This window comes from Microbacterium sp. Cr-K32 (genome assembly GCF_000708345.1).
In the GTDB taxonomy this organism is placed as follows: Bacteria; Actinomycetota; Actinomycetes; order Actinomycetales; family Microbacteriaceae; genus Microbacterium; species Microbacterium maritypicum_A.
Window position 1 is genome coordinate 22889 of record NZ_JARD01000027.1, and the last position, 26152, is coordinate 49040.

At 69.6% G+C, this 26152-nt stretch carries 20 protein-coding genes; 7 read left to right on the forward strand and 13 right to left on the reverse strand.

Annotation, left to right across the window (positions count from 1 at the left end; genetic code table 11):
* Positions 1–4 precede the first annotated feature (4 nt).
* From GZ64_RS0113435 to GZ64_RS0113460, 6 genes are all read left to right on the forward strand, one after another.
* Positions 5–3337, forward strand: a complete 3333-nt coding sequence (locus GZ64_RS0113435) for a serine hydrolase (protein ID WP_029267051.1) — start codon at positions 5–7, stop codon at positions 3335–3337.
* Positions 3337–4488 (forward strand): M20 family metallopeptidase, encoded by a 1152-nt coding sequence (locus GZ64_RS0113440; protein WP_051668057.1) that lies wholly within the window; start codon positions 3337–3339, stop codon positions 4486–4488. The genes GZ64_RS0113435 and GZ64_RS0113440 overlap by 1 nt, the downstream gene beginning before the upstream one ends.
* A complete protein-coding gene (locus GZ64_RS0113445; RefSeq protein WP_197020531.1) occupies positions 4485–5396 on the forward strand; it encodes a GNAT family N-acetyltransferase in 912 nt (303 codons plus the stop codon). Before GZ64_RS0113440 ends, GZ64_RS0113445 begins: the two co-directional genes overlap by 4 nt.
* The gene (menC, locus tag GZ64_RS0113450) at positions 5393–6499 is read left to right on the forward strand and encodes an o-succinylbenzoate synthase (RefSeq protein ID WP_029267056.1); all 1107 of its coding nucleotides are present in this window, start codon (positions 5393–5395) and stop codon (positions 6497–6499) included. The genes GZ64_RS0113445 and menC overlap by 4 nt, the downstream gene beginning before the upstream one ends.
* A gap of 124 nt (positions 6500–6623) precedes the next feature.
* Positions 6624–8294, forward strand: coding sequence for a helix-turn-helix domain-containing protein (locus tag GZ64_RS0113455; protein WP_029259618.1), 1671 nt, complete (start codon positions 6624–6626; stop codon positions 8292–8294).
* A 317-nt stretch (positions 8295–8611) separates the two neighbouring features.
* Positions 8612–9073: an Lrp/AsnC family transcriptional regulator gene (locus GZ64_RS0113460; RefSeq protein ID WP_029267058.1), complete on the forward strand. Its 462-nt coding sequence runs from the start codon at positions 8612–8614 to the stop codon at positions 9071–9073.
* Between the two features lie 12 nt (positions 9074–9085).
* On the opposite strand, the gene GZ64_RS0113465 is transcribed toward GZ64_RS0113460, so the two are convergent.
* Genes GZ64_RS0113465 through rsmA form a run of 3 tightly spaced genes read right to left on the reverse strand, consistent with a single transcriptional unit; the run spans position 9086 to position 11996 of the window.
* Positions 9086–10018 (reverse strand): 4-(cytidine 5'-diphospho)-2-C-methyl-D-erythritol kinase, encoded by a 933-nt coding sequence (locus GZ64_RS0113465; RefSeq protein WP_021199898.1) that lies wholly within the window; start codon positions 10016–10018, stop codon positions 9086–9088.
* 7 nt (positions 10019–10025) lie between these two features.
* Positions 10026–11093, reverse strand: a complete 1068-nt coding sequence (mgrA, locus tag GZ64_RS0113470) for an L-glyceraldehyde 3-phosphate reductase (protein WP_029267060.1) — start codon at positions 11091–11093, stop codon at positions 10026–10028.
* A gap of 9 nt (positions 11094–11102) precedes the next feature.
* A complete protein-coding gene (gene rsmA, locus GZ64_RS0113475; RefSeq protein WP_021199900.1) occupies positions 11103–11996 on the reverse strand; it encodes a 16S rRNA (adenine(1518)-N(6)/adenine(1519)-N(6))-dimethyltransferase RsmA in 894 nt (297 codons plus the stop codon).
* A gap of 90 nt (positions 11997–12086) precedes the next feature.
* Here rsmA and GZ64_RS0113480 point away from each other — a divergent pair, with 90 nt between their 5' ends.
* Positions 12087–13355 carry an MFS transporter gene (locus GZ64_RS0113480; protein ID WP_051668059.1) on the forward strand — a complete coding sequence of 423 codons (1269 nt, stop codon included), beginning with the start codon at positions 12087–12089 and terminating at the stop codon, positions 13353–13355.
* Here the strand turns inward: GZ64_RS0113480 and GZ64_RS0113485 are convergent.
* The 10 genes from GZ64_RS0113485 to rsmI form a co-directional block, all read right to left on the reverse strand.
* Entirely contained in the window at positions 13334–14212 is an 879-nt protein-coding gene (locus GZ64_RS0113485) for a TatD family hydrolase (protein ID WP_029267063.1), read from the reverse strand. The two genes, GZ64_RS0113480 and GZ64_RS0113485, sit on opposite strands and share 22 nt — an antisense overlap.
* Positions 14213–14242: 30 nt before the next feature.
* Positions 14243–15835 (reverse strand): methionine--tRNA ligase, encoded by a 1593-nt coding sequence (metG, locus tag GZ64_RS0113490; RefSeq protein ID WP_029267065.1) that lies wholly within the window; start codon positions 15833–15835, stop codon positions 14243–14245.
* A 39-nt stretch (positions 15836–15874) separates the two neighbouring features.
* Positions 15875–17431 (reverse strand): molybdopterin-dependent oxidoreductase, encoded by a 1557-nt coding sequence (locus tag GZ64_RS0113495; RefSeq protein ID WP_029267067.1) that lies wholly within the window; start codon positions 17429–17431, stop codon positions 15875–15877.
* 63 nt (positions 17432–17494) lie between these two features.
* Positions 17495–18664, reverse strand: coding sequence for a glycoside hydrolase family 1 protein (locus GZ64_RS0113500; RefSeq protein ID WP_021199905.1), 1170 nt, complete (start codon positions 18662–18664; stop codon positions 17495–17497).
* Between the two features lie 37 nt (positions 18665–18701).
* Positions 18702–20429, reverse strand: a complete 1728-nt coding sequence (locus tag GZ64_RS0113505; protein WP_021199906.1) for an ABC transporter ATP-binding protein — start codon at positions 20427–20429, stop codon at positions 18702–18704.
* A complete protein-coding gene (locus GZ64_RS0113510; protein WP_021199907.1) occupies positions 20426–21340 on the reverse strand; it encodes an ABC transporter permease in 915 nt (304 codons plus the stop codon). The genes GZ64_RS0113505 and GZ64_RS0113510 overlap by 4 nt, the downstream gene beginning before the upstream one ends.
* Positions 21337–22317 (reverse strand): ABC transporter permease, encoded by a 981-nt coding sequence (locus GZ64_RS0113515; protein WP_021199908.1) that lies wholly within the window; start codon positions 22315–22317, stop codon positions 21337–21339. Before GZ64_RS0113515 ends, GZ64_RS0113510 begins: the two co-directional genes overlap by 4 nt.
* A complete protein-coding gene (locus GZ64_RS0113520; RefSeq protein WP_021199909.1) occupies positions 22314–23963 on the reverse strand; it encodes an ABC transporter substrate-binding protein in 1650 nt (549 codons plus the stop codon). Before GZ64_RS0113520 ends, GZ64_RS0113515 begins: the two co-directional genes overlap by 4 nt.
* Positions 23964–24170: 207 nt before the next feature.
* Positions 24171–25283, reverse strand: coding sequence for a LacI family DNA-binding transcriptional regulator (locus tag GZ64_RS0113525; RefSeq protein WP_231479900.1), 1113 nt, complete (start codon positions 25281–25283; stop codon positions 24171–24173).
* Entirely contained in the window at positions 25280–26107 is an 828-nt protein-coding gene (gene rsmI, locus GZ64_RS0113530; protein WP_029259607.1) for a 16S rRNA (cytidine(1402)-2'-O)-methyltransferase, read from the reverse strand. Before rsmI ends, GZ64_RS0113525 begins: the two co-directional genes overlap by 4 nt.
* Positions 26108–26152: the final 45 nt, after the last annotated feature.

Sequence of the window (26152 nt, forward strand, 5' to 3'; positions counted from 1 at the left end):
TCTCATGAACCGCGTCACCGTCGACGACCTGCTCTCCGTCCGCACGCCCGAGCAGCCCGCGCTGTCTCCGGACGGCACCCGCATCGCCTTCGTGCTGCGGACCACCGACCGCGACGGCGACCGCGACGCACGGGCGCTGTGGCAGGTTCCGGCCGCGGGCGGAACCCCCTCCGCGCTGACCTACGCGACGGCGGACTCGACGCCGGTATGGAGCCCGGACGGCTCGCAGCTGGCGTTCCTGCGCGCGCAGGACGGCCCCGCGCAGATCTGGCTCCTCCCGGCTGCCGGTGGCGAGGCGCGCAACCTCACGACTCTCCCCCTCGGCGCCGGCGCCCCCGCCTGGAGCCCCGACGGACAGCGCATCGCCTTCACGGCGCCGGTCGACGGCGCCGCGCTCCCCGGCGAGGGCGCGGAGACCATCCTCGCCCGGCGTTCGGCACCGACGGCCACCGACCGTCTCGGCTACAAGGCGGACGGCGCGGGGAACCTCGGCACCCTCGTGCAGCAGGTGCACGTGCTCGACGTCGACTCGGGCGCCGTCACGGTCCTCACCCGCGGATCCTCCCACGCCTCCGAGCCGTTCTGGTCGCCCGACGGCACGCGGATCGCCTACTCGTCGAGTGTCGAGGACGATGCGGACCTGACGATGCGGATCCCCGTGTTCGTGCGCTCCTCCACCGACCCGAACAGCGAGGCCGTGCAGATCAGTGCCGCCGACGTGCAGGCCACAGCGGTCGGCTGGACTCCGGACGGTCGCCACGTGCTGGCGGCCGGACGTCTCGACACCGAGGTCGGCAACGCGGATCTGCTGCTGTTCCCGGTCGACGGCGGAGAGCCGCAGAACATCACGGGAAGCCTCGACCGCAACGTGATGCCGGGTGGCCCCGGCTACCCCGGTGGGATGCCGCGGTTCACCGACGGCGGGGACATCGTGTTCTGCCTGCGTGACAACGGTTACTCGCACGTGTACCGCGTGGCCCCCGACGGGTCGGGCGCTGTGACGCTCGTCGGCGGCACCGCGAACGTGTCCGGGCTGTCGGTCGCCGGAGCATCCGCGGCGATCGTGCTCGCCACACCGGAGTCGTTCGGCGACGTCGCACTCCTGGACCTCGCCGACGGGACGACGAGCGTGCTCACCGGATACGGCACCCCCGACTTCGACCTCGTCCGCGCCGAGGAGCGCCGCTTCACGATCTCGGACGGCACGGTCGTCACCGGATGGCTGCGTCGCGACCCCGACGCCGCAGGGCCTCTCCCGCTGCTGCTCGACATCCACGGCGGCCCGCACAACGCGTGGAACGGCGCGGCCGACGTCATCCACCCGTATCACCAGGTGCTCGCACGACGCGGCTGGGCCGTCCTCACCCTCAATCCGCGCGGCAGCGACGGCTACGGCGACGCGTTCTTCTCGGCGGTATCCGGCGGCTGGGGAGTCAACGACGCGAACGACTTCCTGGAGCCGATCGACGCTCTCGTGGCGGAAGGCGTCGCGGATCCGGCGCGCCTCGCCGTCACGGGCTACAGCTACGGCGGCTTCATGACGTGCTTCCTCACCTCGCGCGATGACCGCTTCGCCGCCGCTGTCGCCGGTGGCGTCGTCACCGACCTGTTCTCGATGGGCGGCACGTCGGACTTCGGCCACTACCTCTCCTCCAAGGAGAACGGCGGTCTGCCGTGGCGCGACGAGGAGCGCATCTCCGCGCAGTCGCCGTTCACGCGGGTCGATCAGGTGAAGACGCCGACGCTGATCCTGCACGGCGCAGCCGACGACCGCTGCCCGGTGGGTCAGGCGGAGCAGTGGTTCACGGCGCTGCGCGAGCGCGGGGTGCCGACCCGTCTCGTGCTCTACCCCGGTGGCTCGCACCTCTTCGTGCTCTCCGGGCCGCCGTCGCACCGCGCCGACTTCTCGCAGCGGGTGATCGATTGGGTGGAGCAGTACGCCCCGCCAGCGGGGAAGCCGGTGCGCGCACGACTCGACGCCCGGCATTGGCAGCAGCGACTGAGCGCCCTGGCCGAGGCGCACAAGGTTCCCGGGGCGACCCTCGGCATCCTCCGTCTCGGGGAAGAGCCCGTGTATGCGCACCACGGCATACTCAACGTGCGCACGGGGATCGAGACCACCGACGACTCGGTGTTCCAGATCGGCTCGATGAGCAAGGTGTGGACCACCTCGGTGGTGATGAAGCTCGTCGACGAGGGCAGGCTCGACCTCGACACCCCGATCGTGGAGTACGTCCCGGAGTTCGCCTCGTCGGATCCCGAGGTCACCCGCACCGTGACGATGCGTCACCTGCTCAACCACACGAGCGGGATCGACGGCGACGTGTTCACCGATACCGGCCGCGGAGACGACACCCTGGAGAAGTACGTCGCGCTGCTCGACGGCATCGCGCAGAACCACCCGCTCGGTGCCACGATGTCGTACTGCAACTCCGGATTCGTGCTGGCCGGTCGGGTGATCGAGAAGATCACGGGTGCCAGCTGGGACCAGGCGATGCGCGACCTGTTGATGACGCCCCTCGGTCTCACGCACTCCTGCACGCTCCCCGAAGAGGCCATCATGTTCCGTGCCGCCAGCGGCCACACCGAAGTGGGTGATGACGGACCGACCCTCGCCCCGGCGTGGATGCTCCCCCGCGCGATGGGACCCGCGGGACTGGTGAACTCCACGACCGCCGACGTGCTCGCGTTCGCGCGCATGCACCTCACGGGAGGACTCGCCGCCGACGGCACGCGGGTGCTGTCGGAGGAGAGCGTGCGACGGATGCAGCAGCGGGAGGTCGACATGCCCGATCCGTACTCGCTCGGAGACGCCTGGGGCGTGGGGTGGATCCTGTTCGACTGGGACGGGCGCCGACTCTACGGACACGACGGGAACACCATCGGCCAAGCCGCGTTCCTGCGCATCCTGCCGGACGAGCAGCTCGCGGTGACGATGCTCACCAACGGCGGCAACACGCATGACCTGTATGCCGAGCTGTTCGACGAGATCTTCTCTGAGCTCGCGGATGTGCACGTGCCGGCGGGCCTCACCCCTCCGGAGGAGCCGTTCGCCGACGACTTCTCCGAGTTCGAGGGCATCTACGACCGCTCCGGGGTCCGCACCGAGATCTTCCGCGGCGACGAAGGTCTCCGCATGCGCACCACGCTCAACGGCCCCCTCGCCGCCCTCCTCCCCGATCCGGTGCAGGAGCACCCGCTGGTCCCGGTGCGTCACGGCGAGTTCGTGATGCGACCGGAGGGCGAGCAGGGGTGGCATGCTGTGGTCTTCTACTCCCTGCCCACCGGCGAGCGCTACCTGCACCACGGCGTCCGCGCGGCGCCGAAGGTGTCGTGATGAGCGTGCAGGCGGACGTGGACCTCGACCGGGTCCTGGCCGACATCGAGACCCTCGTCTCCTGCGAGTCCCCCTCCGACGACCTCGACGCCGTCTCCCGCAGCGCCGATGTCGTCGCATCCCTCGGCGAGCGGCTGCTGGGCGTGGCCCCCGAGCGCATCGTGATCGAAGGGCGCACGCATCTGCGGTGGCGGTTCGGCGAACCGGCGGTGCTGGTCCTCGGTCATCACGACACGGTCTGGCCGCTCGGCTCGCTGCGGAGACTTCCGTTCCGCCTCCACGACGGCGTGCTGCGGGGGCCGGGATGCTTCGACATGAAGACCGGCGTGGTGATGGCATTGCACGCCGTGGCGGCGCTGCCCGACCGCACCGGCGTCAGCATCCTGATCACGGGTGACGAGGAACTCGGTTCGCCGAGCTCACGCGCACTGATCGAGCAGGAGGCGCTCGGCTGTGCCGCGGCTTTCGTACTGGAGGCCGCGGCCGAGGGCGGCGCCGTGAAGATCGCGCGCAAGGGCGTCTCGCTCTACCGGGTGCACGTCACCGGCCGGGCGGCTCACGCCGGGCTGGAACCGGAGCGCGGGGTGAACGCCGCCATCGAGGCCGCGCATCTGCTGCTCGCGATCGCCGACCTCGGCGACCGCGCGGCGGGGACCAGTGTGACCCCTACGCTCGTGCGCGCCGGCAGCACCACGAACACGGTGCCGGCCGCGGCGGAGTTCGCGGTCGACGTACGGGTGCGCACAGTGGCGGAGCAGGACAGGGTGGATGCGGCGCTCCGCGACCTCCCTCCGACGATTCCGGGTGCGTCCGTCCGTATCGAGGGCGGTGCGAACCGACGTCCGCTGGAGCCGGAGTCGTCGGCGCACCTGTTCGCGCAGGCGGTCGCGATCGCCGCGCGCACCGGACTCACTCCGTTCCAGGGCGTCGCGGTCGGCGGGGCCTCGGACGGCAACTTCACCGCAGCGCTCGGCGTGCCGACGCTCGACGGCCTCGGTGCCGTCGGCGGTGGCGCGCACGCCGATGACGAGCACGTGGTGATCGCGATGATCCCCGAACGCACCCTGCTGCTGCAGGAGCTGATCGCCACCGTCCTGGCCGAGCGGGAGACACCGCTCGATCGGGATGCACGGGCCGGAGGAAGGGCATGAGCATGACGGATGCCGCCGCGTTCCGCGCTTCGCCGGAGGAGGCGGCCGATGCCGCGAGCGCCGCAGCCAGGAGAGCGGGAGTGGATATCCGCCTGCTTTCGGAGGTGGACGACTTCGCCCGGGTCGCCGAGCTGTTCCAGAGCATCTGGACGAAGCAGGGCGAGGCCTCTCCCGTCAACGTCGAGACCCTGCGGGCGCTGTCGAAGGCCGGCAGCTACGTGGGCGGCGCCTTCGAGCACGACGAGCTGGTGGGAGCGTGCTTCGGGTTCTTCGCCGCCCCCGGCCAGCGCGCCCTGCACAGCCACATCGCCGGTGTCTCCTCGCGCATGCGGGGCCGCAGCGTCGGCTTCGCCCTCAAGGTGCATCAGCGGGCATGGGCGCTCGACGAGGGGCTGGACGAGATCTCCTGGACGTTCGATCCGCTCATCAGCCGGAACGCGCATTTCAACCTCGTGAAGCTCGCGGCGAGCCCGACTTCGTATCACCGCAACTTCTACGGACACATGGCCGACGCCCTCAACGGCGCGGACGACACCGATCGGATGCTGGTGACCTGGTATGTGCGCGACCCCCGGGTCGTGGCCGCCTGCCACGGCGATCCCGCCGTCTCCGCCGACCGACCCGACGAGGGATTGACCGACGGATCCGCCGACGGATTCGCGCGTGTCGAGCCCCTGCTCAGCGTGGGCGAGGATCTCGGGCCGCTCCGTCATCGCACCGACGCGCGCCTGGTGCGCGTGGCGTTGCCGCGCGACATCGAGACCCTGCGTCTGACCGAACCCGCCCGCGCGACCGCGTGGCGTCTGGCGCTGCGGGAGACGCTCGGATCATCGCTGGAGGGTGGGGGTCGCGTGCTCGCGTTCGACCGCTCCGGCGCTTACACCATCGACAGAGGAGAACAGGGATGAAGCTCACCGGATTCGAGCTGCGCGTGATCGAGATGCCCCTGGTGTCGCCGTTCCGGACGTCGTTCGGGGTGCAGACCGTGCGCGAGGCGCTGCTGGTCCGCGCGGTCACCGACGAGGCGGAGGGCTGGGGCGAGGGGGTCGCGATGAACGACCCGTTGTACTCCTCCGAGTACGTGGAGGCGAGCGTGGATGTGATCACGCGATTCCTGCTTCCGGCGCTCGCGCAGGTGAAGGAGCTGGACGCGGGTGGCGTCGCGCCGGCGCTGGCGAAGTTCAAGGGGCACCGCATGTCGAAGGCCGCGGTCGAGCTGGCGATCCTCGATGCGCAGCTGCGCGCGGCCGGAGTGCCGCTCTCCCGCGAGCTCGGTGCCGTGCGCGACCGGGTCGACTGCGGTGTCTCGGTCGGCATCATGGACTCCATTCCCGAGTTGCTCGATGCCGTCGGCGGATACCTCGACGAGGGGTACGTGCGCATCAAGCTGAAGATCGAACCGGGATGGGACATCGACCCCGTGCGCGCGGTGCGGGAGCGCTTCGGCGACGACGTGCTGCTGCAGGTCGACGCGAACACCGCGTACCACCGCGGCGACGCCCGGCATCTTGCCAAGCTCGACCCGTTCGACCTGCTCCTGATCGAACAGCCCCTCGACGAGGAGGATCTGCTCGGCCACGCGCAGCTCGCCCGGGCCATCACGACTCCGGTGTGCCTCGACGAGTCGATCGTGTCGGCCCGCGCGGCGGCGGATGCGATCGCCCTCGGCGCGTGCTCGATCGTGAACATCAAGCCCGGCCGCGTCGGCGGATACCTCGAAGCGCGTCGCATCCACGACGTGTGCGTGGCCAACGACATCCCGGTGTGGTGCGGCGGGATGCTCGAGACCGGGATCGGCCGTGCGGCGAACGTCGCTCTCGCGGCGCTGCCGGGCTTCACGCTCCCCGGCGACACCTCGGGTTCGGGCCGCTACTACTCCCGCGACATCACCGAGCCGTTCGTCGTCGAAGACGGCACGCTCACGGTTCCGACGGGCCCGGGGATCGGGGTCACCCCGGATCAGGCTGCTCTGGACGCCGTGACGGTCCGCACCGAGTGGATCGCCGTCTGAGCACAGGATGACCGCCCGAGCGGGGCACGACGATCCTGTCGAGATCGACCAAGAGTCGATACGATTTCGTCGTGCCCCACAGCTCCGCGACCGGCAGTCTCCCCCTACCCTGGGCCCTGTGCTCATGTCCGTGACGACCAGGCCCCGCGCCAGCCTCGGCCGGGTCATCGAAGACCTCGGCAACACCCTGCTCGAGGTCGTGAGCGGTGCGGCCGACGACGACGCCGAGATCGAGACGGTCGTCATCCACGACGTCCTCGACGATGCCATGCCGATGCGCGGTGCCCTCGTCCTCGGCGTCGGGCTGAGCGACCCCGAGGAGATCGCCGCACTGCTGCAGACCCTCGCCGCCCAGCACGCCTCCGCCCTCGTGCTACGCGCCCCGGTGCGCGCCGAGCAGCCGGTGCGCGATGCGTCCGAGGCCACCGGCATCCCTGTCCTCGCCCTCACCCGCGGGGCGTCGTGGGCACAGTTGGCCGCGATGCTGCGCTCGCTCATCGCCGAGGGCGACGTCGGCGATCAGGGAGCCACCACGCTCGGCGGGATGCCTTCCGGCGATCTCTTCGCCCTCGCCAACGCGATCGCCACCCTGTTGAACGCCCCGGTCACGATCGAGGACCGCAACTCCCGGGTCGTCGCGTTTTCGGGGCGCCAGCACGAAGCCGATCCGGCACGCATCGAGACGGTTCTCGGACGACAGGTCCCCGAGCGGTTCGCACGCCAGCTCGAAGAGCGCGGGGTCTTCCAGGAGCTGTATCGCAGCGAGGATCCGATCGACGTCGGTCCGGTGCTCAACACCGAGGGCCTTCCGTCCTTCCCCCGCGTGGCCCTGGCCGTGCGCGCGGGCGACGAGATCCTCGGATCGATCTGGGCCGCGGTGCAGGAGCCGCTCTCCCCCGACCGTGTGCGTGCGCTGAAGGACTCCGCCGGCTTGGTGGCCCTGCATATGCTGCGCCTGCGGGCCGGTGCCGATGTCGAGCGCCGACTGCGCGCCGACCTGCTCGCCACCATCCTCGAAGGGGGTCCGGGTGCGGCGGATGCCACGGCGCGGCTGCGGCTGAACGACCACCGATGCGTGGTCCTCGCGCTGTCCGCCGCGGAAGAAGCCGACGACGAACCATCGGCCGGCGCCCGGGGCGTCGCGGAGAGACAGCACATCGCCGACGCCTTCGCCGTGCACCTGGGCGCGGTCTACCTCCGTTCCGCCGTCGCCGTGATCGGCGATGTCGTGTACGCCGTGGTCGGCACCCGCCCGGAGCAGGGCGATGCCGAATCCGGAGCCGAGCGCAGCGACGCGGACAACCGCGCTGCGCGTGTGGCCACCGACTTCCTCGGTCGGCTCGGAGCGACCAGCGAGATCCGCATCGGCGTCGGCACGGTGGCGGACGAGACCACCGGCATCCCCTCATCCCGCGCGAACGCCGACCGCGCCCTCCGCGTGGTCCGACAGGCCCCGTCGCATGAACCGGTGGCACGCTTCACCGCTGTGCAGATGGAGGCACTGCTGGTCGAGCTCGGCGACCTCGTGCGTGCACGGGGTGACCAGCCCACCGGCCCCGTCGCCCAGCTCCTCGCCCAGGATCGGGAGAAGGGCACGCACCTGGTCGAGACGCTGCGGGCCTGGCTCGATGCCTTCGGCGATGTCGCGGTGGCCGCGGCCCGGGTCTACACGCACCCGAACACCTTCCGGTATCGGCTGCGCCGACTGTCGGAGATCAGCGGACTCGATCTGACCGATCCGGAAGCCCGGTTCTCGGCCATGGTGCAGCTGCGTCTGCTCGTTCCCCGCGACTGACGCACCCCTCGCACCATCAGGGGACAGCGCCACCTCAGGGACAGGGCCGCATCAGCGGACAGCGCCACCTCAGGGACAGCGCCTGCCCCGCCCCTCCCGGGGACGGGGCCGGCAGAGGCTCGTGGCCCGTCGCCGTCGACACCCGGCAGGGGCGGCTCGTGGCCTCTCCGTCGAGTGCGCGTGATGCCCGCTCGTGGCCGACATCCTGCGTATCTGACACTCATTTCAACACGTATAGGGCATTCAGACCATAGAGTGAGTTTCGATTGATCGATCCGATCAATTCACGCGACCCGAAGAACGTGACGGTGATCGAAATGGCCAACCTCGACGAGACCGACCGACGGATCCTCACGGTGCTCGACACCGACCCACGGCGCCCGGTGGCCCTGATCGCCCAGGACCTCGGCCTCGCACGCGGCACCGTGCACGCACGTCTCGACCGTCTCGAGTCGGGTGGCTATCTGCGTGCGCACAGCTCGCGCATCCTCCCGCAGGCACTGGGCCGCGGCGTCGCCGCCTCGATCCTCGTCGAGCTCGACCAGCACAAGATCACCGCCGCGATCGAGGCGCTCAGCCGTGTTCCCGAGGTGCTGGAGTGCTTCGCGCCGGCCGGTGACACCGACCTGCTGCTGCGCGTCGTCGCCCGGGACCCGGACGACCTCTACCGCGTCGCCGAGGTGGTGCGGCTGTGCCCCGGCATCCTCCGCACCTCGACGAGCCTGTTCCTGCGCGAGGTCATCCCCTACCGGGTGAGCGCACTGCTGCAGGCGGAGTGAGCGTCTCGCCCGTCAGCCGATGATGCGCGCGCCCGGAACGGGACCGTGCACATGCAGGGGGTCGAGCCCTCCCTCCCGCAGCGAGGACTGCACGTCCTGTGCGGTCTCGGGATCGGGGCACAGCAGGGCCACGGTGGGTCCGGAACCGGAGACGATGCCCTGCAACGCGCCGGCAGCGACCCCCTGACGGATCGTGTCGGCGAGGTCGGGTCGCTCGTAGAGGGCCGCAGCCTGCAGATCGTTGAACAGCGTCTCGGCGAGCCTCACCGGGTCGCCCGACCGGAGCGCCTGCAGCACCGGGATCGGCACGTCGAGCGACAGCGGCGGATCGTCGGCGAGAGCCCCCTCCTCCTCGCGCAGCAGGTCGAGGCGCTCGTAGACCACGGGCGTCGAGAGCCCCTGCTCGCTGGGCACCAGGATCCAGTCGAAGCGTCCGCGCGCGAGTGCCGGGTTGAGCTGATCGCCGCGACCGGTGCCGACCGCCGTGCCGCCGTGCAGCGCGAAGGGCACATCCGCGCCGAGACGCGCGGCGAGGTCGTGCAGGCGCGTCTGCGACAGCCCGGTGCCCCACAGCGCATCGCAGGCGACCAGGGCGGCCGCAGCATCCGCAGATCCTCCCCCCATGCCCCCCGCGACGGGCACACTCTTGCGGATCTCCAGGGCGACTCCGCCGCGATGATCCACGGCCGCGGCGAGCAGCTTGGCCGCACGCATCGCGAGGTTGCGGTCGTCGAGAGGAACCGAGCCGATGTCTTCCACACCCGAGACCGTGACCGAGAAGTCGTCGGCCGGGCGCGCGATCACGTCTTCGTAGAGGGAGACCGCCTGGAACACCGTCGCCAGCGCGTGGTAGCCGTCGTCATGCCGCCCGCCGACCCCGAGGAAGACGTTGATCTTCCCCGGGGCGCGCACGTGCACGGAATCGGTGAACGCGGCATGGCTCATGATCGGGTCACAGCTCCGAGGACTTCGCCCACAGGTTGACGTCGATGGCGCCGGCGAGCTCGTCGATGCGGGCGAGCTCCTCCGTCGTGAAGGCGGGTCCGTTCACCGCCGCGATGTTCTCGTCCAGCTGTTCGGGACGGGAAGCGCCGATCAGCGCGGAGGCGACGACGGGGTTACGCAGCGTCCACTGCAGCGCGAGCTGCGCGAGCGACTGGCCGCGTCCCTGCGCGACCTCGTTGAGTGAACGCAGCGTCTGCACCGCGTCGTCGGTGAGCCGCCCCTCCGGCAGCGAGCCGCGCTTCTGCGCGCGCTCGGCCGTACCGTCGCCGAGGTACTTGTCGGTGAGCAGCCCCTGCGCCAGCGGCGTGAAGGCGATCGCCCCCAGGCCCGACTGCTCGAGGGTGTCGGTCAGGCCGTCCTCGACCCAGCGGTTGAGGATCGAATATGCGGGCTGATGGATGACCAGCGGCGTGCCGAGGTCCTTCGCGACCGCGACGGCCTCGGCCGTGCGCTCGGCGCTGTAGGACGAGATCCCGACGTACAGGGCCTTGCCCTGCCGCACTAGGGTGTCGAGCGCGCCGACCGTCTCGGCGATCGGGGTGACCGGGTCGACGCGGTGCGAGTAGAAGATGTCGACGTAGTCGAGACCCATGCGGGTCAAGGACTGCTCTGCACTGGCGAGGATGTACTTGCGGCTCGCGAAGTCGCCGTAGGGGCCGGGCCACATGTCCCACCCGGCCTTCGACGAGATGATCAGCTCGTCGCGGTACGGGCGGAGGTCTTCGGCGAAGATGCGCCCGAAGTTCTTCTCGGCCGAGCCGTAGGGCGGGCCGTAGTTGTTCGCCAGATCGAAGTGCGTGATGCCGCGGTCGAACGCGTGGCGCAGCAGTGCGCGCTGGTTGTCGAGCGGGATGTTGTCGCCGAAGTTCCACCACAGCCCGAGCGAGATCGGGGGCAGGTAGAGGCCGGACGTGCCGACCTGGCGGTAGGCGAACTGCTGGTAGCGGTTCTCGTCCGCCGCATACGGACGGTGCAGCTCGGGGACATCGGGGCGGAAGCGGGGGGAGTCGGTCACGGTGCCAGATTACTGGGTGGGAGCGACGTCGTCGGTGACGATCTCCGCAGCGGCGTCCGCCGCCGGGGCGTGCTGCGCGATGCGTTGGTAGTCCTCGACCGTGAGGTCTTCTCCACGTGCGGTCGGGGCGACACCGGCGGCGATCAGCACCTCCGACGCCGCGGCCGAGCTGCCGAAGATCCCGGAGAGGGCCTGGCGGAGCATCTTGCGGCGCTGGTTGAACGCCGCGTCCACGATCTGGAACGTGCGGCGACGCTCCTCCTCGGTGCCGCGCTCGCCCTCGGAGCGGTCGAAGCCGACGAGCAGGCTGTCGACGTTCGGCACCGGCCAGAACACCTGGCGGGAGACGTTGCCGGACAGCTTCCACTCCCCATACCAGGCGGCCTTGACGCTGGGCGAGCCGTAGATCTTCGAGCCGGGCTTCGCGGCCAGGCGCTCGGCGACCTCGGCCTGGACCATCACGACGCCGCGCTGGAGGTAGGCGAAGTTCTCGAGGAAGTGCAGCAGCACCGGCACCGAGACGTTGTAGGGCAGGTTGGCCACCAGCACGGTGGGCTCCCCCGGCAGCGCGGTGATGCGCAGTGCATCCGCATCGACGACCGTGAGCCGATCGGCCTCGACGCCGTGCTCGGCCGCGGTCTGCGCGAGACGGGCGGCCAGTCGGTGATCGATCTCGACGGCTGTGACGGAGGCGCCGGTCTCGAGGATCGCGAGCGTCAGGGAGCCGAGCCCCGGTCCGACCTCGACCACACGCTCGTGCGGCTGCACGCGGGCCGCCTGCACGATCTTGCGGACGGTGTTCGCATCGGTGACGAAGTTCTGGCCGAGCTTCTTCGTCGGGGTGACGTCGAGCTCGGCGGCGAGGCGGCGGATCTCGGTGGCGCCGAGCAGGGTGACGGTCATCCCCCCATTCTCCCCCACTCCTTCGATGTCCCCCGCCGTCAGTAGTCTTCTCTGGTGCCTTCTCTCGGTGAACTCGTCGCGCCCCGCCGCATGGGCCGAGACTTCCGCTGGCTGCTCGCGTCGTCGTGGACGAGCAACGTCGGCGACGGCGTCGCGCTCGCGGCCGCTCCGCTGCTCATCGCGTCGATGACCTCGTCGCCGATCCTGGTGGCGGCCGGCGCGATCCTGCAGTTCCTCCCCTGGCTGCTCTTCGGCCTGCACGCCGGCGCGATCGCCGACCGCTTCGACCGTCGTCGCCTGGTCATGTTCGCCAACGCCGCCAGAGCCCTCGTACTCGCAGCTCTCTGCGTGTTCCTCCTCACCGGGGTCGCGAACATCTGGATCGTGCTCGCGGTCGCGTTCCTCTACGGCACCGCCGAGGTCTTCGTCGACACGGCGGGAAGCACGCTGCTGCCCATGCTCGTGAAACCCGCAGACCTCGGCGTCGGCAACGCGCGCCTGCAGGCCGGATACCTGGTCGCGAACCAGTTCGCCGGTCCCCCGCTGGGAGCATTCCTGTTCGCGGCCGGCACGGCGTGGCCCTTCCTGCTCGAGGTCGTGTGCGTGAGCTTCGCCGTGGTGCTCATCTCGCGCATGGCGAAGACGCCCGTCCCGCCCCGGGAGACGGACGCCCACCCGCCCGTGCACACCGACATCGCCGAAGGCCTGCGGTGGCTGTGGCGCAATCCGCCGGTACGGATGCTGGTGCTCATCATCCTGGTCTTCAACATCACCTGGGCGGCCCCCTGGGGCGTCCTCGTGCTGTACGCCACCGAGCACCTGCACATGGGCGCGGTCGGCTACGGTGCACTCACGACGGCATCGGCGGCCGGGGGGATCCTCGCGACCCTCAGCTTCGGCTGGTTGGAACGGCACGTGTCGTTCGCGACGCTGATGCGCGTCGTGCTCTCGCTCGAGGTGCTCATGCACCTGTCTTTCGCACTCACCACCACCGGCTGGGTGGCGCTGGTCATCATGTTCTTCTTCGGCGCCTACGCGTTCGTGTGGGGCACGATCTCCACGACCGTGCGACAGCGGCTCGTCCCCGCCGAGCTCCAGGGCCGGGTGGCATCCGTGAACATGGTCGGCGTCTTCGGCGGCATGGTCGTCGGTCAGGCGCTCGGCGGCGTGATCGCCCAGGTCTGGGGGCTCACCGCCCCGTGGTGGTTCGCCTTCGTCGGCGCAGCCCTCACCCTGCTGCTGGTGTGGAAGCCCATCTCGCAGATCGTGTCGGCGAAGCCCATCGCCGACACCGGTCCCGACGACGCGGAACCCGCGAGTCCGTCGGCGAACGAGCCTCAGGAGTCGAAGGAGCCGTAGACCCGCAGGGTGTTCTCGGCGAGCTGGGCGCACAGCTCATCCACGTCGAGGCCGAGCTCTGCGGCCATGAAGCGCACCGTGATCGGCACCAGGTAGGGCGCGTTCGGGCGGCCGCGCAGCGGCACCGGGGTGAGGAACGGCGCATCCGTCTCGACCAGGAGTCGATCGAGCGGGGTGACCTTCAACGCATCGCGCAGATTCTGGGCGTTCTTGAACGTGACGTTGCCGGCGAACGACAGGTGGTACCCGGCGTCGGCGCAGATGCGCGCCATCGCGTCGTCGCCCGAGAAGCAGTGGAACACCGTGCGCTCCGGGGCGCCGAGGCGGGAGAGCGTCTCCAGCACGGCGTCGTGCGCGTCGCGGTCGTGGATCTGCATCGCGATGCCGTGCTTCTTCGCGAGCGCGATGTGCGCCTCGAACGACTCGAACTGCGGCGCCCGCCGCTCGGGCTCCGTGCGGAAGAAGTCCAGCCCCGTCTCGCCGATCGCCCGGGTGCGCGGGTGCGCGGCGAGCTCGTCGATCACCGCGATCGCCCCATCCAGACGCCCCTCCTCTGCGTACGTCGGCGCATCGTTCGGGTGGATCGCGACGGCGGCCAGCACACGAGGGTCGGATGCCGCGGCCTCGACCGCCCACCGCGACGACTCGATGTCGCCCGAAGCCTGCACGACCCCGGCGATGCCCACGGCCGCCGCCCGGTCGAGCTGCTCGGTCAGCGACAGCGGCTGATCACCGTCGACGATCTCCAGGTGCGCATGGTTGTCGTACACCGGAACCGTCAGCGGTTCGGGGGCGGACGGATACTTCAGATCCTTGCGTCCGTCCCCCGAACGCTCACGCACGTAGGTCTCGGCCATCTCTTCGCGCTCTGTGTTCCGGGCCGCGGCTCAGCCCGCTGACTCCACCCGCGGGAACAGCGGCGAGAGGCCGTTGACACTGGTACCGGGGCGCAGCACGCCCCAGGCGCCCGCCTCGCGGATCGGCTGGTCCTGCAGGCGACCCAGGGTCTCGGCGGCGCCGAGGGCGACCCAGAGCTTCTCGGTCGATTCCGGCATCACCGGCGACAGCAGCACCGCGAGCGCGCGCAGCCCCTCGGCGCAGGTGTACAGCACGGTGCCGAGGCGCGCGCGCTGGCCCTCGTCTCCGCTGTTCGCCTGCTTGGCCAGTGCCCACGGCTCGTTCGCGGTGATGTAGCCGTTGAGCGCATCGACGATCGTCCAGATCGCCGAGATCGCCTCATCGATGCGGAACTGCGCGATGGACGCATCCGCATTCGTCGCCGCATCCGCCACGATCTTCTGGATCGCGAGGTCCTTCTCGGTGTACTCGGCCGCGGGCGGCACGACGCCCTCGAAGTACTTCTCGATCATCGCGGTGGTGCGCGAGGCGAGGTTGCCGAAGCCGTTCGCGAGCTCGGCCTGGTAGCGGGCCGACAGGTCTTCCCACGAGAAGGATCCGTCCTGACCGAACGCGATCGCCGAGAGGAAGTAGAAGCGGTATGCGTCGGAACCGAAGACGTCGGTGATCTCGGTCGGCGCGATGCCGGTGAGCTTCGACTTCGACATCTTCTCGCCGCCCACGAGCAGCCAGCCGTGCGCGAACACGCCCTTCGGCACGTCGAGGCCGGCCGCCATCAGCAGCGCGGGCCAGATCACCGCGTGGAAGCGCAGGATGTCCTTGCCGACCACATGGTAGGCGGGCCAGCGGCGTGCGAAGGTCTCCTCATCGGAGCCGTAGCCGACGGCCGTGGCGTAGTTCAGCAGCGCGTCGACCCACACGTAGATGACATGCGATTCGTCCCAGGGCAGCGGGATGCCCCAGTCGAAGGTCGAACGCGAGATCGACAGGTCCTTCAGCCCCTGGCTCACGAAGGAGACGACCTCGTTGCGGGCGGAGTCGGGGCGCACGAAATCGGGCTGGGTCTTGTAGAGCTCGAGCAGGCGGTCCTGGAACTCGCTGAGCTTGAAGAAGTAGTTCTTCTCCTGCAGCAGTTCGAGAGGCTTGGAGTGGATCGCGCAGACCTTGAGTCCCTCGAAAGGACCGGTGCCGTCGACGATCTCCGACTCGGGCTTGAACTCCTCGCAGCCCACACAGTAGAGCGCCTCGTACTCGCCCGCGTAGATGTACCCGCGGTCGTACAGGCGTTGGAAGAACGTCTGCACGTTCGTCTCGTGCCGCTCCTGCGTCGTGCGGATGAAGTCGTCGTTGGCGACGTCGAGCGTCGTCAGCAGCGGGAACCAGCTCTCGCTGACGAGCTTGTCGACCCATTCCTGCGGGGTGACGTTGTTCGCCGCCGCCGCGCGCAGCATCTTCTGACCGTGCTCGTCGGTGCCCGTGAGCATCCAGGTGTCATCCCCCGCCTGGCGGTGCCACCGTGCGAGCGTGTCGACGGCCACCGTCGTGTACCCGTGACCGATGTGAGGCACGTCGGACGGGTAGTAGATGGGCGTGGTGATGTAGAAGGATTCGCCTGCGGGCATGGAGCAATTCTAGGTGCGATGCCGCGGGTGGTTACGCGCTCAGCCGACGGAGACGTCGATGCGGTGCCATCCCTGCGCGCCGTCGGGTGCCGGGGCAGCCGGATCCGAGGTCTGCGTCTCGCCGTCGGCGCTCAGCGCCCGGCATTCGATGGTGTGCGCACCGCTCTCGGCGGTCCAGTCGAGACTCCACTGCACCCAGGTGTCGGCGGAGATCGCGGTCGCGAGCTCGGCGGCGCGCCACGGGCCGTCGTCGATGCGCACCTCCACCCCGGCGATGCCGACGTGCTGCTGCCAGGCCATCCCGGCGATCACCGCGGCCCCCGCCGGGACCGACTGCCCACGGCGCGGGACGTCGATGCGGGACTGCAGCTTGATGGGCCCGCGATCCGACCACCCTCGCGTCGTCCAGTAGGCCGTGGCACGGTCGAACCGCGTCACCTCCAGCTGTGTGACCCACTTCGTTGCCGACACATAGCCGTAGAGACCCGGCACCACCATCCGCACCGGGAATCCGTGCTCGATCGGCAACGGCTCTCCGTTCATGCCGATCGCGAGCAGAGCGTCGCGGTCATCCGTGAGCGCCTCGATCGGGGTCGATGCCGTGAAGCCGTCGGCCGAGGTCGAGAGCACCATGTCGGCGTCGCGATCCACACCCGCGCGCGCGAGCAGCTCCCGCACCGGAAGACCCAGCCAGCGGGCGTTGCCGATCAGTGATCCCCCGACCTCGTTCGACACGCAGGCGAGCGTCACGTCGGACTCCTGCATCGGCATGGCCAGCAGCTCGTCCCAGGTGATCTCGATCTCGCGGTCGACCATCCCGTGGATGCGCAACGACCAGTCGGCCGGGTCGACCTGCGGCACGATGAGCGCGGTGTCGATCCGGTAGAACTCCGCGTTCGGCGTCACGACGGAAGCCAGACCGCGGATCCCCAGCTCCGCGCCGGCAGGAACCGCGGCCGCTGCGCGTGCCGCGCTCGGCAGCCGCAGGGCCTCGCGGACGGCTTCGATCGAACGGCTCGCGCCGCGCGCGACGTTCCCGACGATGAGAGCCACGGCACCGGCCGCGGCGACCCCGACGGTCCACAGCAGGAACCGTCTCCGGTCCTCGTCGTCGGGCTGCAGGCCCGCGACCGGTCGCAGGCGTGCCACGAGGAGACGCAGAGTGATCACCGCCACGAGCCCGGCGATGAGACCGGGGAGCCAGGCGAAGGGTCCCGCGCCGGGTCGGATCATCGCCGCGACGACGGCGAGAACGCCGAGGGCTCCCAGGATCACCGCCCCGAGACCGGATCGTCTGCGCTCCAGGATCCCGGCGACGGCGGCGACGACGACGAGCACGACGGCGATCCCCGTGATCAGGGCCGCCTTGTCCCCGGTGCCGAACAGCGCGATGGCGGTGTCCTTCGCCCAGCTCGGTGCGAGATCGATGAGCCCGCTCCCGATCACGGCGAACGGGCTCGCGCTCGGCTCCACCACCGCGGCGACGAGCTCCGCCAGGCCGACGGCGAGGAACGACGCGCTCAGACCGGCGGCGGCTGCCCGGAGGGTGTCCCGTCGCGTCTCTTCGCCCCGCGTCGCGTGCATCGCGTTCGTCATCACCCGAGGGTAACCCCGCCGCGGATGCCGGGGGCGCATCCGCGGCGGGGTCGGCGGCGCCTCTCAGAGGCCGTTGCGGCGCGCGACCTCTCCGAGCCACGCGAGCGACGGCTTCGGCGAGCGCTCGAACGTCTCGTGGTCGAAGCCGATCAGGCCGAACGTGGGCCGGAAGCCACTGGCCCATTCGTAGTTGTCGAGGGCGCTCCAGTGCTGGTAGGCGCGCACGTCGATGCCGTCGGAGATGGCGCGGTGCAGTCCTTCGAGCGCACCCTGCGTGTAGGCGATGCGCCGCGTGTCGTCAGCGGTCGCGATGCCGTTCTCGGTCACGAGCACGGGCACTCCCCCGCTGCGCTCCCAGGCGCTGCGCACTCCCATCTCGAGCGCCTCGGGGAAGAACTCCCAGCCGGTCAGCGTGGTCTCCACATCGTCCGCCACCGGGCGCGGGCCCTCGGGACCGATGAAGGTGCGGGTGTAGGCCTGCACGCCGACGAAGTCGTCGCCGGCCGACTGGTCGAGGTACCAGTGGTCGCGGGGGTCGCCGTACGCGGCGAGCATCTCGTCGGCTCCCGGCTCTCCCGTGGAGTGGAACGCCTGCGTGGCGATGGTCCATCCGGCCTTGACACCGGGCACCGAATGCAGGATCTCCGATGCGCGGTGGTGCGCCTCGAGCAGCGTGTCGGCGACGGCGAGGTCGGGGTTCGGGAGGCCGTAGGCGACGAGGTTCGCCGCGTCCTCTCCCCCGGCCAGCATCGCCGCGATGTTCGGCTCGTTGATCGTGCACACGTAGTCGATGCCGTCGAGGATCGGCAGCACGGTCTCGACGTAGCGGGCGAACAGATCCACCGCGTCGTCGGCACGCCAGAAGCCGTCCTTCTGGAACCACTGCGGCACCGTGAAGTGCATGAGCGTGACCGTGGGGTCGAGCCCGTTCTCGCGGGCGGTGTCGATCATGCGACGGTAGTGGTCGAGCATCGCCCGGGAGACGAAGCCGCGCTCGGGCTCGATCCGCGCCCACTCCACCGAGAACCGGTAGGAGTTCAGCCCGGCGGCGGCGAGCAGCCGCATGTCCTCCGGGTAGCGGTGGAAGTGGTCGGCGGCGTCACCGGAGGGCTCCACCATGGGCGAGCCGGGCGCGTGTTCCATCGCCCACCAGTTGCTCGTGGTGTTGTTGCCCTCCACCTGGTGGGCCGCTGTCGCGGCACCCCACAGGAAGCCGTCGGGGAATGCGAGCACGAGTGCTCTCCTCTCTCTTGTGTTGAAGTCGTGACGTTCAGCGCAGGCGCGCGGGATTGGGCACCGCGTCGAGCAGCTGGATCGTGTACGGATCCTCCGGATGCTGCAGCACCTCCGAGGTCTCGCCGCGCTCGACCACCCGTCCGCCGTTGAGCACCAGGATGTTCTGGGTCACCAGGCGCGCGCTCAGCAGGTCGTGCGTGATGTAGAGCATGCTGATGCCCCACCTCTCGCGCAGGTCCTCCAGCAGCGCCAGCACCCCGGCACGCAGCGAGACGTCGAGCATCGAGACGGGTTCATCGGCGATCAGCACCTGCGGGTCGCTCGCGAGCGCCCTGGCGATCACGACGCGCTGCCGCTGCCCGCCGGAGAGCTGGTGCGGCAGCTTGGCGGCGAACTGCTCGACGGGCGTGAGGCCCACCGTCTCGAGCAGCTCGAGCACTCGCGCCCTCGCCTCGGGCCCCCGCAGCGTCGTGTAGTTCATGACCGGACGGGTGAGGGCGTACTCGACCGTGTGCAGCGGGTTGAGCGCCGCATACGGATCCTGGAACACCATCTGCACGTCCTTGCGCAGGTCGCGCAGTCCACGGCGTTTGAGCGTCGCGACGTCGACATCGCCGAAGTGCACCGTGCCGGAGGTCGGCTTCTCGACGCCCGTCAACATCTTGGCGATGGTCGACTTGCCCGAGCCCGAGGCGCCCACGAGTGCCAGGGCCTCCCCCGGTTCGAGCCGGAACGACACGTCGTCGACCGCGGTCACGGCGTCCTGCCCACGTCGAGGGGCCGGGTAGTGCTTCGAGACGCCCTCCACCACGATCGCCGCATCCGCACGACGGGTGTCGCGCGACGACACGGTCGGCAGCGTCTCGGTGACGTCGGTCCGCGCACGTCCTTCACGACGGCGGGTACCGGCATCGAGGAAGCCGGGGATCTCGATCTTCTCCGCGCGGGGGTCCGCGTAGTGGCTCAGCAGCATCCGGGTGTACTCGTCCTGCGGGCGCTCGAGGATGTCGATGCTCCTGGCGTCTTCGACGATGTGCCCTTCGTGCATCACCATCACCCGGTCGGTCGCCTCCAGCACGATGCCGAGGTCGTGACTGATGAGGATGGCGGTGAAGTGCTCGGCCCGCTGCAGCTCCTTGATCGTGTCCATCACCGCGTGCTGCACGAGCACGTCGAGCGCCGTGGTGGGCTCGTCGAACACCATCAGCTGTGGTTCGAGAGACAGCGCGAGCGCGATCGAGGCACGCTGGCGCATACCGCCGGAGAGCTCGCCCGGGTAACGGGCGAGCACCGACGCGTCGAGACCGACCTTGCCGATGAGCTCACGGGCACGCGCATCGCGGGCGTCCTTGGGCACGTGTCCGTGCGCCGCGAAGATGTCGCGGAAGTGGTTGCCGATGGTGCGCACGGGGTTGAGGGCGTTCATGCCCGACTGCAGCACCATGGCGAATCCGCCCTGACGCTGACGACGCAGCTCCTCGGCATCCAGCTCGCGGATGTCGCGCCCGCCGAAGAGGATGCGCCCCGCGCTGATGCGCGCCGGGGGCTTCTGCAGTCGCGTGAGGGCGAAGCCGAGGGTCGACTTGCCCGACCCCGACTCGCCGACCAGACCGACGAACTCGCCGCGGCGGAGCGAGAACGACACGTTCTCGACCGCGGTGACGGGCTTCGTGCCCGGCGAGGCGTATTCGACGGACAGCCCCTGCACCTCGAGCAGGATGTCGTTCTCCGTGGTGGTGGTCGCGGGTGCCATGGCGGTCATCGACCCTTCCCCTCTCGCAGGCGCGGATTGGAGATGCCGTCCACGCCGAAGTTGATCAGTGTCAGGCTCAGCGCCAGCAGTGCGATGCACAGACCGGGGGCGAACAGCAGCAGCCACTGTCCGGTGAGCAGGGAGTTGGAGTTCTGCGCCCAGTAGAGCATGGTGCCCCAGCTGACGATGCTGGAGTCGCCGAGGCCGAGGAACTCCAGGCCTGCCTCCGCCAGGATCGCGGCCGTCGCCGCCCCGAAGAGCGTGCCGGCGATGATCGACGTCATGTTGGGCAGGATCTCGCGGAAGATGATGCGCGTCCTGCTGTCACCCGAGAACTGCGCCGAGGTGACGAAGTCGTTGCCGCGCAGCGACTGCGTCTGGCTGCGGAGCACACGGGCGCCCCAGGCCCAGCCGGTCACCACGATGACCGCGATGATCATCAGGATGCCGCCGTTCTGCAGGTACGCGGCGATCACGATCATGAGCGGGAGTCCGGGGATCACCAGGAAGAGGTTGACGATGAAGCCGACCACCTCGCCGGCGAAGCCGCGCATGTAGCCCCAGCTGAGACCGATGAGCACCGCCACGATGGTCGACAGGATGCCGGCGGCGAAGCCGACGAGCAGGCTGACCTGTGCGCCGTAGATGAGCTGGCTGAGCACGTCCTCCCCCGCGGCTGTCGTGCCGAGCCAGTGCGCCCACGACGCATCGGCGTTGCGCTCGAAGGTGTTGTCCTTCGCGCCGTAGGGGGCGAGGACGGGGGCGAACACCGCCACGAGCACGAAGAAGGCGAGGATGCACAACCCGAGCCGCGCCTTGCCATTGCTCCAGAGGGTGGCGACCATGCGTCCGAAGGCGCGCCATGGGCTGGGCGCGGCGATGCGCTCGGCGGGGATCTTGACGTTCATGGTGGAAGTCATCGGCGGGTCCTTGGGTCGAGTACCCCGTACAGGATGTCAACGAGGAAGTTGGCGATGAGCACGCTCACGGTGATCATCAGGAAGAGCGCCTGCATGAGCGGGTAGTCCTGCCCGATCACGGCGTTGAAGAGCAGATAGCCGATGCCCGGATACCCGAACACCTGTTCCACCAGGATCGATCCGCCGACCACACCGCCGAGCGTGAGCCCGAAGCCGGTGAGGTTCGGCAGGATCGCGTTGCGCGCGGCGTAGCGGAGGGCGATCGTGCGGCCGTGCAGCCCGTTCGCCTCGCCGAACGTGATGTAGTCCTCGCCGAGCGTGTTGATCATGGCGTTGCGCATGCCGATGATCCATCCGCCCAGGGAGGTGAGCAGGATCGTCAGGGCCGGCAGGAACGCGTGGCTGAGCAGGTCTCCGAGGAACTCCCAGGTGAACCCGGGTGTCGTGGTCGCCGAGTAGGCACCGGTGGTCGGGAACCAGTGCAGCACGTAGCCGAAGAAGAACAGCAGCAGCAGCGCGGTCCAGAAGTACGGGAACGTGCTGAGGAACGAACCGGTCAGCGTCGGGAGCGTGTCGAGCCAGGTGCCCCGCCGCCAGGCGGCGGCGACGCCGATCAGCGTGCCGATCACGAACGCGAGGATCGTGACGATGCCGACGAGCCCGATCGTGTACGGCAGCGCCGTGGACACCATGCTCGACACCGACTGCGGATAGAACGTGTACGAGACGCCGAAGTCGAGCCGGACGACCTGGCCGAGATAGGCGATGTACTGGTCCCACAGCGATCCGGTCGGAACCCCCAGCTGCGCCTCGATGGCGGCGCGCGTGGCGTCCGACACCGGCCCGTTCTGGGACAGCTTGGCGATGGCGGCATCCGCCGGGGAACCGGGCATCATGCGCGGGAGGAAGAAGTTCAGGGTGACCGCGGCCCACAGGGTGAGCACGAACAGGCCGAACTTCTGGAGCACGTACTTCACTTGTCGTCCTCCTTCACGCGCTCGAGCCGGGTGAAGATGCCCAGCGGCGCGGAGTCGTAGTTCTGCGGGATCATGTACGGGTCTTCCTCACTCGGCCAGCCGGTGAACTTGGCGTCGCTGAACAGGCCCCAGATACCGCCGTAGTAGAGGCCGATCACGGGCATCTCGTCATAGACGACGCCCTGCAGCTCCTTCACGATCTCGGCCTGGCGGGCGGCGTCGACGGTCTCGCGATACTCGGCGAGCAGTGCGTCGACCTTGTCCGACTTGTAGCGCTCGAAGTTGTTCGCGGTCGGCTTTCCCGACGGCACGTAGAACTCGCTGGAGAGCAGGTTGTTGTAGGCCTGGTACACGTCGCCGTTGCCCATGCCGCCGATCGCCATCTCGAAGTCGCCGTTGCTGATCGCGCTCTGATATCCCGCGGGCTGCGGAAGCTTGAGCGTGACCTTCACGCCGACGTCGGCGAGCTGGCTGCGCACGGTCTGCGCCGCCCTGGTCCAGTCGGAATACCCGTTCGCCGTGGTCAGCGCGAACTCGAGCTGCTCGCCGTTCGCGTCGACGAGACGGTCGCCGTCGAGGGTGTAGCCCGCGTCGGCGAAGGCGGCGAGAGCGGCATCCTCGTCCTGGGTGATCATGCCCTGATCGGGGATGCTCGGATCGAGGTACTGCTCCTGGTTCGGCAGGATGAGACCCGTCTGACCCGCCGGCTTCATGTATCCCTCGGAGGCGGTCTCGGCGATCTCCTCACGATCGAGGGAGAGTGCGATGCCGCGTCGCACGTTCACGTCGTCGAAGGGCGCGACCTCGAGGTTCGGCATCAACGCGATCACGCCGCCGGGCGGGAACCACCACGCGTTGTGCTCGCTCGCCGCGCCCCAGGTGCCCTCGACGTCGGAGATGAAGGAGTAGGCCCAGTCATAACCGCGGGTGACGGTGTCGAGCTGCGAGTTCGTGGCGGGGAGGATGATGTGCTCGATCTCGATCGAGTCGGCCTGCCAGTAGTCGGGGTTCTTGTCCATCGAGTACTGCTGGTCGTTGTAGTTGCCGAGCACGAACGGCCCGGTTCCGACCGGATCCTCGTTGCGATACGTGCCGGGGTCCTTCACATCGGACCAGAGGTGCTCGGGCACGATCATGGTCTGACCGAGGATCGCCAGCGATGGCGCGTCCTCGGTCTTGAGGTGCAGGATCACGTCGCTGCCCTCGGTCTCGACGCTGTCGAGGTGCTGCCATGCGCCCTTGATGTCGAGCGACGGGTTGTCCTTGAGCAGCTGGAACGTGAAGGCCACGTCCTCGGGTGTCAGGTCTTCGCCGTCGCTCCACTTCACGTCGTCGCGGATCGTCATGACGATCGTGCGCGCGTCGGGCTGACTCCATTCGGAGGCGAGCCACGGGTTCTGCGTGCCGTCGAGCGGATTGATCAGGATCAGCGGCTCGTAGATCCACCGCGACGCGGTGCGCGTGTTGGTGAGGTACGGGTTGAAGTTCTTCGTGAAGAACGGGTTGCCCTTGTCGGCATTGATCAGCATCGTGTCGGCGCCGATCGACGGATCGGGTTGGGATGTGATCTGGATGCTGCAGCCGCTGAGGGCGACCGCCACGGCCGCGAGGCCCACGATCGTCGCTCGGCGCCAGCGCTGCATCATGCGCCGTCCCGGTGTTCTGCCACCTGACATCTGCCACCTCATGTCGTCTCTGTCATGAAGGGCGCCCCTGCCGGACCACCGGAACTTCGGAACACCCGCACGGCCTGCGCCGTCTCAGGGCGGTGTGCACCGCCTCAGTGATTGTAAGCGCATACATTTTGCGATCGCAACCCCTTGACACGGGCGCGCCGACCATGGCCGCGCCGTTCAGACGGGGCGCTGAGAGCTCTCGCGCAGCAGGATCTGGAGGGGCAGCCGGGCGACCACCGGGTCGGCTTCCGCGTTCTCCAGCCGCCGGGCGAGCACCTGAACGGCCGCCCGGCCGAGGTCGATCATCGGCTGACGGATCGTGGTCAGCGGAGGCTGCGACAGCGCGGCGGCCTCGATCCCGTCGAAGCCCGTCACCAGGACGTCGTCCGGCACGCGGATACCGGCGCCTCGGAGCACGTCGAGCGCTCCGAGCGCCATCTGATCGTTCGCGGCGATCAGCGCGGCCGGCACCCCCGCGGCGAGAAGCTCCTCGGCCGCGCGGCGCCCCGATGCGCGGGTGAAGTCACCGCGCAGCACGGTCACGTCGTCGAGCCCACCACCGGCAGCCGTCACGGCGGCCGCGAACCCCTCCCAGCGCTGCAGGCCGTCCGGCGAATCCGCGGGCCCCGCGAGGAACGCGAGCCGCCCGTCTCCCACCTGCGCCAGCACGTGCCTGGTCAGCTCACCCATCGCCTCGGCGTTGCTCACCGTGACGTGGTCGTAGTGATCGCCGCGGGGAGGACCCGAGAGCACCACCACGGGGATGCGCCGCGCCAGCCGGGCCAGCACGTCGTCCGGCACGCTGCTCGCGAGGACCATGAGCCCGTCCACACGGCCCGCCATGTCGCGCACGGTGGAGCGGTCAGGGTCGTCCCGCCCGACGCCGACCATCAGCACGAAACCCTGCTTCCAGGCTTCCAGCTCCGCACCGCGCAGCACCTCGTCGAGGAACAGCATCGAGGTGTGCCGGCCGTCGGATTCCGCCTCGTCGCGGACGATCGCAAACGGCGGTGCGTCGGCGTCGGCGGCGGAGAGCGCGTCGAGGGGCGGAGCATCCTCGGCGGCGTCGAACCCCGGGAAGTACAGCCCGAGCACCCCGGTTCGACGCTCGGCGAGTCCGCGGGCGCTGCCGCTGGGCACGTACCCCAGCGCGGCGACGGCGTCGAGCACGCGCTCACGGGTGACCGGGCGCACCGCATCCGGCGAGCGCAGCACACGCGAGACCGTGGCGATCGAGACGCCGGCCCGATCGGCCACGTCGTACACGGTCGCCGCCTTGCTCACGGTCACGCTCCTCCGGAGCGGGCGGCGAGGGCGGCCTGATAGAGGTCGCGGGAGGAGAGACCGGTGAGGCCGGCGACCTCGGAAGCGGCGTCCTTCAACCGGATGCCGTCGGCGACGAGCTTCTGCACCTGCGCGAGAGCGTCTTCCGGGGAGGCATCGCGGTGCGCCGCCCCTTCGACCACGACGACGATCTCGCCCTTCACGCCGTCCTCGGCCCAGGAGACGAGTTCCGATGCTGTGCCGCGGCGCACCTCCTCGTACAGTTTCGTCAGCTCTCGGCACACCGCGATCCGCCGGTCGTCGCCGAATGCCGCCCCCATGTCGGCGAGGGAGCTCGCGAGGCGGGCGGGCGATTCGAAGAAGACCATGGTGCGGGGTTCGGCCGCCAGCGCGCGCAGAGTCGAACGCCGCTCCCCCGGCTTGCGCGGCAGGAACCCCTCGAACGTGAAGCGGTCGGTGGGCAGGCCCGAGATCGCGAGTGCCATCAGCACCGCGCTCGGCCCGGGGATCGCGGTCACCGTGACGCCCTGAGCGACCGCTTCAGCGACCAGCCCGTAGCCGGGGTCGCTCACGGTGGGCATCCCGGCATCGCTCATCACCACGATGTCGGTCTCGGCCGCGAGAGCCGCCAGCTCGGCGGCCTTCTGCTTCTCGTTGTGGTCGTGCAGGGCGATCAGGCGCGGGCGGTTCTCGATCTGCAGGGCCTTCAGCAGACGTTGCGTGGTGCGGGTGTCTTCGGCCACGACGACCTCGGCGTTCTCCAAGACCTCCACGAGACGGCGCGACGCGTCGCCGAGATTTCCGATCGGAGTGGCGGCGAGGATGATCACCCGCCCAGCTTAGGCGGGCCGGATGCAGCCGGCCGAGAAGGCCGG

Bases quoted from the DNA above. Each gene is read 5' to 3' on its own strand.
- GZ64_RS0113435 (WP_029267051.1), top strand. From the start codon at position 5: ATGAACCGCGTCACCGTCGACGACCTGCTCTCCGTCCGCACGCCCGAG.
- GZ64_RS0113440 (WP_051668057.1), top strand. From the start codon at position 3,337: ATGAGCGTGCAGGCGGACGTGGACCTCGACCGGGTCCTGGCCGACATC.
- GZ64_RS0113445 (WP_197020531.1), top strand. From the start codon at position 4,485: ATGAGCATGACGGATGCCGCCGCGTTCCGCGCTTCGCCGGAGGAGGCG.
- menC (WP_029267056.1), top strand. From the start codon at position 5,393: ATGAAGCTCACCGGATTCGAGCTGCGCGTGATCGAGATGCCCCTGGTG.
- GZ64_RS0113455 (WP_029259618.1), top strand. From the start codon at position 6,624: ATGTCCGTGACGACCAGGCCCCGCGCCAGCCTCGGCCGGGTCATCGAA.
- GZ64_RS0113460 (WP_029267058.1), top strand. From the start codon at position 8,612: ATGGCCAACCTCGACGAGACCGACCGACGGATCCTCACGGTGCTCGAC.
- GZ64_RS0113465 (WP_021199898.1), bottom strand. From the start codon at position 10,018: ATGAGCCATGCCGCGTTCACCGATTCCGTGCACGTGCGCGCCCCGGGG.
- rsmA (WP_021199900.1), bottom strand. From the start codon at position 11,996: ATGACCGTCACCCTGCTCGGCGCCACCGAGATCCGCCGCCTCGCCGCC.
- GZ64_RS0113480 (WP_051668059.1), top strand. From the start codon at position 12,087: ATGGGCCGAGACTTCCGCTGGCTGCTCGCGTCGTCGTGGACGAGCAAC.
- GZ64_RS0113485 (WP_029267063.1), bottom strand. From the start codon at position 14,212: ATGGCCGAGACCTACGTGCGTGAGCGTTCGGGGGACGGACGCAAGGAT.
- metG (WP_029267065.1), bottom strand. From the start codon at position 15,835: ATGCCCGCAGGCGAATCCTTCTACATCACCACGCCCATCTACTACCCG.
- GZ64_RS0113495 (WP_029267067.1), bottom strand. From the start codon at position 17,431: ATGACGAACGCGATGCACGCGACGCGGGGCGAAGAGACGCGACGGGAC.
- GZ64_RS0113505 (WP_021199906.1), bottom strand. From the start codon at position 20,429: ATGACCGCCATGGCACCCGCGACCACCACCACGGAGAACGACATCCTG.
- GZ64_RS0113510 (WP_021199907.1), bottom strand. From the start codon at position 21,340: ATGACTTCCACCATGAACGTCAAGATCCCCGCCGAGCGCATCGCCGCG.
- GZ64_RS0113520 (WP_021199909.1), bottom strand. From the start codon at position 23,963: ATGATGCAGCGCTGGCGCCGAGCGACGATCGTGGGCCTCGCGGCCGTG.